Genomic DNA, 9126 nt, shown 5'->3' on the forward strand with positions numbered 1-9126 from the left:
TTGGTGTATCTTCACAATACCATGATTATTTTTTTTTAGGCAATGAGGGCAAGGATGTTAAACCAGCCATTGCGGAAAATACTCACTTCCACATTATTTGTCGCCAGTGTGTTGAGTACATCTTTCCAAGCATCATCTGCGACAGTTCCCCCTGCACTTTCTGCAGAAATAGAAAAGCTGAAAGAAATAAATGATTGGTCGGCCTTTACATTAGAAGCTGATAAATTAGCGAAGCTGAATGCGGATGATGTAGATGCGTACAGTAGACTTTTAAAAGAGTTGGGTAGAGAGGCGATCAAGCGCGAAAAATTGCGCGATGCTGACATCTATTTCAATCAGCTAGCAGAAGCAACATCACATGATAAGGTGAGTGATGCGCACTTCCTTGCATTCAAAATGTTGGGGATCAGTGCTTACTATCAAGGTGAGTACGCTGAGGCAATCGAAAACTATCAAACTGCACTCAATATCGCAAAGTTACGACATAAGCCATTAGAGCTTGCGAATATGCATAATAATCTTGGGTTGGCTTTTCTAAAAGCGCATGATTTAGAAAGCTCAGTTCGCCATTATGTTGAAGCCCATAAACTGTATGAGCTACATGGCAGTGATCAAGATAAAGCTGATATTTTACTTAATCTGTCCGGGGTATATGTTCGTCAGTTTAGATACGGGACTGCGAAAGATATGTTACTTCGAGCAATTAGTGCTTTTAATTTGTTAAATGACGAGTACGGCGTTGCGCTTGCACAGGCAAACTTAGGGGTTATCTATGTTGATACTAATGAAAATGAGCTTGCGCGTGCTAGTTTTAAGGCAGCGATAGACTATTACGAGAAAATTGATTCTTCAAGACATCTTACATTTGAATATAGCAATTTAGCGAAGTTAAGTGTGTCTTTGGGTGATATGGAAAGTGCTCGCCAAGAAGTACAAAATGCGCTTTATCATGCCGAGAAATTAAATTTGAGGGCAGGGCGAATGGAGGCGTTACCTTCTTTGGCTAGGGTACAAATTCATGAAGGTGACTTTAAATCTGCGCTTGAGAGTATTAATGAGTCGATAGAGATTGCAAAGTCACAAGGTGAACAGTTACGCGTTAGCGAGAACCTCGCAATAAAATCTATTATTTTAGCAAACTTAGGTTATACCAAAGCGTCACTAAGTAGCTTTCATGAGCATAGAAAGCTACAGCGTAAACTCGTTAACGATAGCCTAATAGCTCGTTTAAATGAGTATCAAAGTCAAATTGAAGCCAATGAGTTAAACCAAGAGATTGCACTTCTCAAGCAACAGCAGGCTGTACAAAAGTTACAGGGTGAGCAGCGCGAACAACTGACTTGGTTTGCAATTTTGCTGTTGATTACAGGTATAGTGGCTGTTGTGAGTATGTATAGAAAACGCATGGAGCGTGCTGCCAATATTGAGTTGAGTCAACAGGTTGCTAAGCGTACAGCAGAGCTACAAAAGTTAGCAGATGAACTAAGTGAAGCTAACACAGTTAAAAGCCAGTTTTTAGCTAATATTAGTCACGAGATCCGAACTCCTCTCACTTCAATTATTGGTAATAGTGAAGCGCTGTTACAAGAATACCAACATGACAAGCATATTCAGGAACCTCTGCAAGTTATACAAAGACAAGGGGAGCACTTAAAAGATCTGGTGAGTGATGTACTCGACCTGAGTAAAATCGAAGCACAGCGTTTTGAGTTAGAGTTTACTGAGTTTGCCTTAGAGCAGTTGCTTGATGATGTCACAGAGATGTTTCAGCATGTCTGTGAAGCAAAGGGGTTAAACTTCATCGTAGTGAATCAGCTTCCTTCACCTTATGTGGTGCGTTTAGATTATGTAAGGCTTAAACAGGTACTGATTAACTTACTTGGTAATGCTGTTAAGTTTACAGAGTATGGTCATGTTGAGCTGGTTGTAAGCCAAGAAAATAACGGTGTCAGGTTTTCGGTAAATGATACGGGCATCGGGATGGATGCTACGCAACTACAACATATCTTTGACTGCTTTCAGCAAGGGGATAACAGCATAACGCGTCGTTTTGGTGGCTCAGGATTGGGTTTATGCTTATCTCAACAATTATCGACCATGATGGGCGGTAGCATTCAGGTGAGTAGTATTCCTGAACAAGGTAGTCAATTTTACATTGTGATCCCTTGTGCACGTTTAGACTCAGCATCTGACTCAATTTTAGTGCATAAAGTTGCTCGGCCGATTACGCAATTATCTAAGTTACGCGGTACAGTATTGATTGCTGAAGATCATGATGATAATCGAGCGTTATTCGAACGTATTCTCTCTCAGCTTGGTGTTGAGGTTATCACAGCCGAAAATGGCCAAGTAGCAGTAGAAAAAGCATTATGCGAATACCCAGATCTAATCTTGATGGATATTCAAATGCCATTACTTGATGGCCTTGAAGCATTTAAGTTACTTCAACAAGCAGGTTTTGATGGGCCTATTTTTGCACTTACTGCGAATGTCATGCAGCATGAAATTAAGTCTTATCTTGAACTTGGGTTTGCAGGTCACCTAGGGAAGCCACTTGATAGAGATAAACTCCACCTGGCTTTAAGTGATTTTCTTGCAGAAGCGAGCGCTGGAGGCGAACAAGATATGCAAGTTGACATTAGTGACTTGATAGAAAGCTTTGCATTAAGCCTAGAGCAAGAGCGTTTTACTGTTATTGATTTATGGCAAAAGCAAGATTGGTTAGAGTTGAGGGCTGTGTGTCATCGTCTCACAGGTGCAGCCTCAACATTTGGCTTTGATGATATTGCCAAAACGGCAAAGCACATAGAGCAAGCATTAAAAAACCCACAAGAAGTTGATTCTCATGGTTTGCAGCATTGGTATTTAATCTTGTGTGATGAGCTACAGCAAGTTCAGTTATCAGAACAACTCAATGTCTCCTGAGTCTTGCGGAATGTCGGCCTTAGTACTGACAGCCTTCGTGTCAGTATGTAGTCGAGACCTATCCGTTCTGGGGTCATGCTCAAAAGCGGCTTCATCCACTTTAAAAATCGCCAACTTATCGTGAATACTGTGGGCAAGACTGATCAGATCGTTGCTAGACACAGCTTGTATCTTAGAACTCGAAAGCGCATCTGAATTAAGTTCAACCATAGACTCAATACTTGTTTGCGCCTCATCGGATACGGCTTTTTGGTCTTTTACCTGTTCATGAATACTGTGAGACATAGAGTTAATGTTGAGCATGGCCGATTCGATTTGATCTACTTCTCTAGTAGACGCTTCTGATAGCGTCACAGTTTGCTTTGTTTCTTCGAGTGCGTTGAGCATCAGTTGATGTGCACTGTCTGTTCCGGCCTGGATTTTACTAACAACTTCACGTACTTGCTGGGTCGATTGACTGGTTCGAGCGGCTAAACTTCTGACTTCATCAGCTACTACTGCAAACCCTCTACCTTGTTCGCCTGCTCGCGCGGCTTCAATTGCAGCATTCAGCGCCAGTAGATTTGTTTGCTCTGCAATTGAGTTAATGACGTCAATTACAGAGCTAATCGCATCTGAGTCAACTTTGAGGGTTTCAATTTGCTCACTGGTCTCTTCAATGTTTTTTGCTAAGCTCATTAAGCTTGCTTGGCTTTTGTCTGTATCAACACGGGTTTTCTTAACAGCTTCTGTTGCCGCTTCCACGGAGGTGTAAATCTTCTCTAGGTTATCATCGAGTTCTCGTGACACTGCTAGCATACGGTTGATTGAGTCTGCCAAGTCTTCACCATGGGCGTGCTGAATCGTCGCTTTTTGTGTCATTGATGCATATGTGTCTCTGAGTCCATCAGCCATAGGCGAAAGACGAGATGAAGAAACATACACCTCAGCAATGATATGTTCTATGGTGGCAAGGCTAGCATTAATAGCTAAACAGGCTGGTGGCGTCGAGGTTTTACTATCATCAAAACGATAAGTGAGATCAATTAAGCCATCATGGTTTATTGAATTGACTAAAGTCTGTAAATACTCTGCTTGCGATGTTTTTTGGCTTGAATACCAAAGTGCCGCTGCACCTAAGATGATTTGCACACCGATAATAATGGCCGTTGTTGACCAAGACACAGAGAGTAATGGCAACATGACCGTTAACACTATGGTGTTAAGGATTAGAAAGTTTCTAATTAATTGAAAGGGTTTCATAAACTGAACAGCTCCCTGTCTAAGCACGTAAGTCTATAACTAGAATAGTAAAAAATTGGGGGCAATGCGATAGTAATTGAGATCAAAAAAGCCTGCATAAGCAGGCTTCTTTAGGATATTTACTTACGACGCATGAGCTCGAAGAACTCGTCGTTTGTTTTACTCATCGAGAGCTTATCGATGAGGAATTCCATTGCGTCGATTTCACTCATTTCATGAACAATCTTACGCAAGATCCACATCTTCTGTAGCTCATCGGCTTTAGTCAGTAGTTCTTCACGACGCGTGCCTGAGCGGTTGAAGTCAATGGCAGGGAATACACGCTTTTCAGCAATCTTACGATTTAAGTGTAATTCCATGTTACCCGTACCTTTAAACTCTTCGTAGATAACTTCATCCATCTTAGAGCCAGTATCGATAAGGGCCGTTGCGATAATTGTTAAGCTACCGCCTTCTTCAACGTTACGTGCAGCACCGAAGAAACGTTTAGGTTTGTGTAGTGCATTCGCATCAACACCACCCGTTAGTACCTTACCAGATGAAGGAATAACGGTGTTGTAAGCACGTGCAAGACGTGTGATTGAATCAAGAAGGATAATAACGTCTTTCTTGTGCTCAACTAGGCGTTTTGCCTTTTCGATAACCATTTCTGCAACTTGTACGTGACGGCTTGCCGGTTCATCGAACGTTGAAGCAACAACTTCACCTTTTACAAGGCGCTGCATCTCAGTTACTTCTTCCGGACGCTCATCGATCAGTAACACCATCAATGTTGCATCTGGGTTGTTGTAGGTAATCGATTGCGCGATATTTTGTAGCAGCATTGTTTTACCCGCTTTCGGCGGAGCTACAATTAAAGCACGCTGACCTTTACCAATTGGCGATGCTAAATCAAGAACACGAGCAGTAATATCTTCTGTACTACCGTTACCACGTTCCATCACAAAACGCTCATTCGCATGAATAGGCGTTAAGTTTTCAAATAAGATTTTGGTACGAGAGTTTTCAGGTCTATCGAAGTTAACTTCATTTACTTTAAGTAGTGCGAAGTAACGCTCACCATCTTTAGGTGGACGGATAAGACCGCTAATTGTGTCACCAGTACGCATGCTGAAGCGTCGAATTTGACTTGGTGAAACATAAATATCATCAGGACCAGCTAGGTAAGATGCTTCTGATGAACGTAAAAAGCCGAAGCCATCTTGTAGAATTTCTAAAACGCCGCCGCCATAAATGTTTTCACCGCTTTTAGCGTGTGCTTTTAGAATGGCAAAAATAATGTCTTGTTTTCTTAAACGGGCTACGTTTTCAAGTCCCATGGACTCAGCTAGTTTTACAAGTTCGTTGATTGACTTGTCTTTTAATTCGCGTAAATGCATATTGGTGGGTTCTTTATAACAATTGTCATCTCAGTGATGAGAGGTTGATTTGATAAAGCTAAAGGTTAGTGGCTTTATAAATTAGCAGTTAGCTTGCTAGTCGTCCAGTCTTTAAACAAATTTAGTCGAAAAAACTATGGGCAGGTAGGTGGGATATACGCCTAGCCAAGGCGAGGCGTATATATACAGACTTAGATGTTGTCGTTTAAGAATTCAACAAGTTGAGTCTTTGATAACGCGCCAACTTTAGTCGCAGCTACTGCACCATCTTTGAAAAGCAGTAGTGTAGGAATACCACGAATACCGAACTTAGGTGGCGTACCTGCGTTCTGGTCGATGTTTAATTTACCGATAACTGCTTTACCAGCAAACTCTTCAGCAACTTCGTCTAAGATTGGCGCGATCATTTTACAAGGGCCACACCATTCTGCCCAAAAGTCTACTAGTACTGGTAGATCTGATTTAATTACATCAGCTTCAAAGCTGTCGTCAGTAAGCTGGATAATTTTGTCGCTCATTGCGTTCTCCGTTAGAAATTGGCGAATTATTTACTGCGTATTTAAACACTCTTGTTTCTTATTGCAAGTTTAAACGTTATGCTTAATTGCTATGACTAAGACACATTTGACCAATAAAAAATTTTCTGACTTTGCTATTGCACCGGAAGTGGTCGCCGGTTTAGCTGCGAATGGCTTTGAATATTGCACGCCAATCCAAGCAAAGTGTTTACCTTTTGTCTGTGACGGGCGAGATATCGCTGGTCAAGCACAAACCGGTACTGGCAAAACATTGGCTTTCTTAACTGCCACTTGCCACCGTTTAATGCAAACAGAAGGTCAATCCAGAAAGCACCCAAGAGCGCTGATCATGGCTCCTACGAGAGAGCTTGCGATTCAGATCCATAAAGATGCAAAAATTATTGCGCCACACTGTGGTCTAAACTTAGGTTTAGTATATGGTGGCGAAGATTACGAAAAACAACGGGCGCAACTCGAAAAAGGTGTCGATATTTTAATTGGCACTACGGGCCGCTTAATCGACTTCTACAAGCAAGGTGCTTATAACCTTAATGAAATCGAAGTTGTTGTACTTGATGAAGCAGATCGTATGTTTGATTTGGGCTTCATTAAAGATATCCGTTATTTATTTAATCGTATGCCTCCGACAGCTGAAAGATTAAATCTACTTTTCTCTGCAACTTTATCTTACCGTGTACAAGAATTGGCTTTTGAACACATGACAAATCCAGAGCATGTACAAATTGAGCCAGATGTAAAAACCGGTAAACGTATTCAAGAAGAGTTATTCCATTCATCTCATGACGACAAAATTCCGTTACTTCTTACATTAATAGAAGAAGAGTGGCCTGAAAAAGCAATCGTATTCGCAAATACTAAGCAAAGTTGTGAGAACGTGTATGCATGGCTAAAAGCGGATAAACACCGTGTCGGCCTATTAACAGGTGATGTAAATCAAAAGAAACGTCAGTCAATTTTGGCACAATTTACTAAAGGTGATTTAGATATTCTTGTGGCAACCGATGTGGCTGCGCGTGGTCTTCATATTCCTGAAGTAAGTCATGTGTTCAACTTTGATTTACCGGATGACTGTGAAGACTATGTACACAGAATTGGTCGTACAGGTCGTGCTGGTGCATCAGGTCATGCAATTAGTTTTGCGTGTGAACAGTATGCATACAACTTACATGAGATTGAAGAATATATAGAACATTCGATTCCTCTGTCTCATTATGATAAAACAGCATTAATTGAAGATTTACCTAAACCGAATACGCAGAGAAGACGTCATCACTCTGGCCCAAGAAAGGGAAACAATCGACGTCAATCAAATTACAATAAATCGAAAGCGAACACTTAAGAAGTTGTAATTGCGGGATCTTGCAGCTAGAGGTACAAAGTGGCCAAAAATATAGATAATAATAACGTTTTTGCCGTTATTGATTTAGGCTCTAATAGCTTTCATATGTTGATTGCAAAACACATTGCCGGTGGTGTTCACACCATCGGTCGGGTTAAACGTAAAGTTCGACTAGCTGCAGGCTTAGACGAAAACAACACGTTATCTTCTGATGCAATGCAACGAGGCTGGGAGTGTTTGGCGCTATTTGCCGAAAGGTTGCAAGATATACCGAAGCAAAATATCAGCATTGTCGCAACGGCAACGCTGAGGCTTGCTACCAATGCCCAAGAGTTCAAAACCCAAGCCGAAAAAATCCTCAATCACAAAATCAATATCATCAGTGGCGAATTAGAAGCACGCACTATATATAAAGGTGTTGCACATACTTCTGCATGCCAAGGTAAACAATTGGTGATCGATATTGGTGGTGCAAGTACCGAGGTTGTCATAGGCAAAGGGTTTGAAGCGCTGCTTTATAAAAGCCTAGATATGGGTTGTGTCACTTATTTAGAGCGATATTTTCAAAATGGCTTACTGTCTGAGAAGAATTTTGAGCAAGCAATTACTGCAGCACATACTGTGATTGCGCCGATTAAGTCTCAATATATTGAGACTGGTTGGGAACTTGCTATTGGCGCATCTGGTACTGTACAAGCAATTCAGGAAATTTTAGCTGCGACAGGTCAAACCGATCTGCTTTCTTTAGAAAAGTTACAGCATATAAAAGCCGAAGCGATAAAGCATAAGAATGTATCAACACTTTCTTTGCCAGGTCTCAGTGAAGAACGTCGTTTGGTGTTTGTCTCTGGATTAGCAATTCTCATTGCATTATTTGAAGCGCTGAATATTCAGCAGATGGGACTGGCTGGTGGCGCACTTCGTGAAGGTGTGCTTTACAGTATGATCTCAGATCTACACCACTCTAATATTCGTGAAAGAACGCTTGAAAGCTTTGCACTGCGTTTTCATACCGATAAAGAGCAAGCGAAACGTGTTTCAGATGTAGCACTATTAATAGCAAAACAACTTCAGCATGCCTGGCAACTAGATTTACAGCAAGTAAATGTATTACTTTGCGCAACAGCGCACTTGCACGAAATTGGTTTGCTAATAGATTACAAGCAATATCATCAGCACAGCGCCTACATATTAAGTAACACCGACATGCCGGGTTACTCGCCAGCAGAAAAGAAATTAATTGTGAGTCTTTTAAAAGGCCACCGTGCCGATTTAAATGATGCACTGTTTTCACATCTTGGTGCTAATAAAGCGCTGACCGAAAAGTTAGTACGCATAATTAGGCTAGCCGTTATCTTATCTATGCGTCGTAAAGATGATGTTTTACCAACCTTTGAAGTAAAAGCAGATAAAAATAGACTTAATATTAGCTTTTCTGAAGACTGGTTAGCTCAACACCCACTTATGAAAAGTGAGCTTGAACAAGAAAGCGTGTATCAATCAAAGCTAAATTGGCAGTTTAGTAGCTGAAACTGCTCACTTATTCTACATAAAACATCGAAATTATAAGGTTTCGGTCAAAATACACGCGAACAGTTGGTTTTTTACAATTTTCTTTAAAAAAGGGGTTGCGTAATTTTCTGCTCTCCTTATAATGCGACCCCACTGACACGGGGCGAGACGCTGAAAAGCAAATCAAGAC

The 9126-nt window shown here is 41.1% G+C and carries 6 protein-coding genes; 3 read left to right on the forward strand and 3 right to left on the reverse strand.

The genetic code is table 11. The annotated features are described in order from the left end of the window. Positions 1–54 precede the first annotated feature (54 nt). Positions 55–2925 carry an ATP-binding protein gene (locus AAEU28_RS20395; RefSeq protein WP_421965736.1) on the forward strand — a complete coding sequence of 957 codons (2871 nt, stop codon included), beginning with the start codon at positions 55–57 and terminating at the stop codon, positions 2923–2925. Here AAEU28_RS20395 and AAEU28_RS20400 read toward each other — a convergent pair. From AAEU28_RS20400 to trxA, 3 genes are all read right to left on the reverse strand, one after another. Next, entirely contained in the window at positions 2902–4167 is a 1266-nt protein-coding gene (locus AAEU28_RS20400; RefSeq protein WP_421965737.1) for a methyl-accepting chemotaxis protein, read from the reverse strand. The genes AAEU28_RS20395 and AAEU28_RS20400 overlap by 24 nt on opposite strands. Before the next feature lie 119 nt (positions 4168–4286). Further along, entirely contained in the window at positions 4287–5546 is a 1260-nt protein-coding gene (gene rho / locus AAEU28_RS20405) for a transcription termination factor Rho (protein WP_058028397.1), read from the reverse strand. Positions 5547–5737: 191 nt separating this feature from the next. Beyond that, on the reverse strand, positions 5738–6064 hold the full coding sequence (gene trxA / locus AAEU28_RS20410) for a thioredoxin TrxA (RefSeq protein WP_058028399.1): 327 nt from the start codon (positions 6062–6064) through the stop codon (positions 5738–5740). Positions 6065–6155: 91 nt separating this feature from the next. Here trxA and rhlB point away from each other — a divergent pair, with 91 nt between their 5' ends. Together rhlB and gppA are read left to right on the forward strand one after the other, a co-directional pair. Further along, complete coding sequence (rhlB, locus tag AAEU28_RS20415) at positions 6156–7424, forward strand: ATP-dependent RNA helicase RhlB (RefSeq protein WP_390449475.1); 1269 nt, start codon at positions 6156–6158, stop codon at positions 7422–7424. 39 nt (positions 7425–7463) lie between these two features. Further along, entirely contained in the window at positions 7464–8954 is a 1491-nt protein-coding gene (gppA, locus tag AAEU28_RS20420; protein ID WP_421965738.1) for a guanosine-5'-triphosphate,3'-diphosphate diphosphatase, read from the forward strand. Positions 8955–9126: the final 172 nt, after the last annotated feature.

It is taken from the genome of Pseudoalteromonas sp. SS15 (assembly GCF_049257195.1).
Taxonomy (GTDB): Bacteria; Pseudomonadota; Gammaproteobacteria; order Enterobacterales; family Alteromonadaceae; genus Pseudoalteromonas.

Coding starts and splice junctions, on each gene's coding strand:
- AAEU28_RS20395 (WP_421965736.1), top strand. CDS start 55: ATGTTAAACCAGCCATTGCGGAAAATACTCACTTCCACATTATTTGTC.
- AAEU28_RS20400 (WP_421965737.1), bottom strand. CDS start 4,167: ATGAAACCCTTTCAATTAATTAGAAACTTTCTAATCCTTAACACCATA.
- rho (WP_058028397.1), bottom strand. CDS start 5,546: ATGCATTTACGCGAATTAAAAGACAAGTCAATCAACGAACTTGTAAAA.
- trxA (WP_058028399.1), bottom strand. CDS start 6,064: ATGAGCGACAAAATTATCCAGCTTACTGACGACAGCTTTGAAGCTGAT.
- rhlB (WP_390449475.1), top strand. CDS start 6,156: ATGACTAAGACACATTTGACCAATAAAAAATTTTCTGACTTTGCTATT.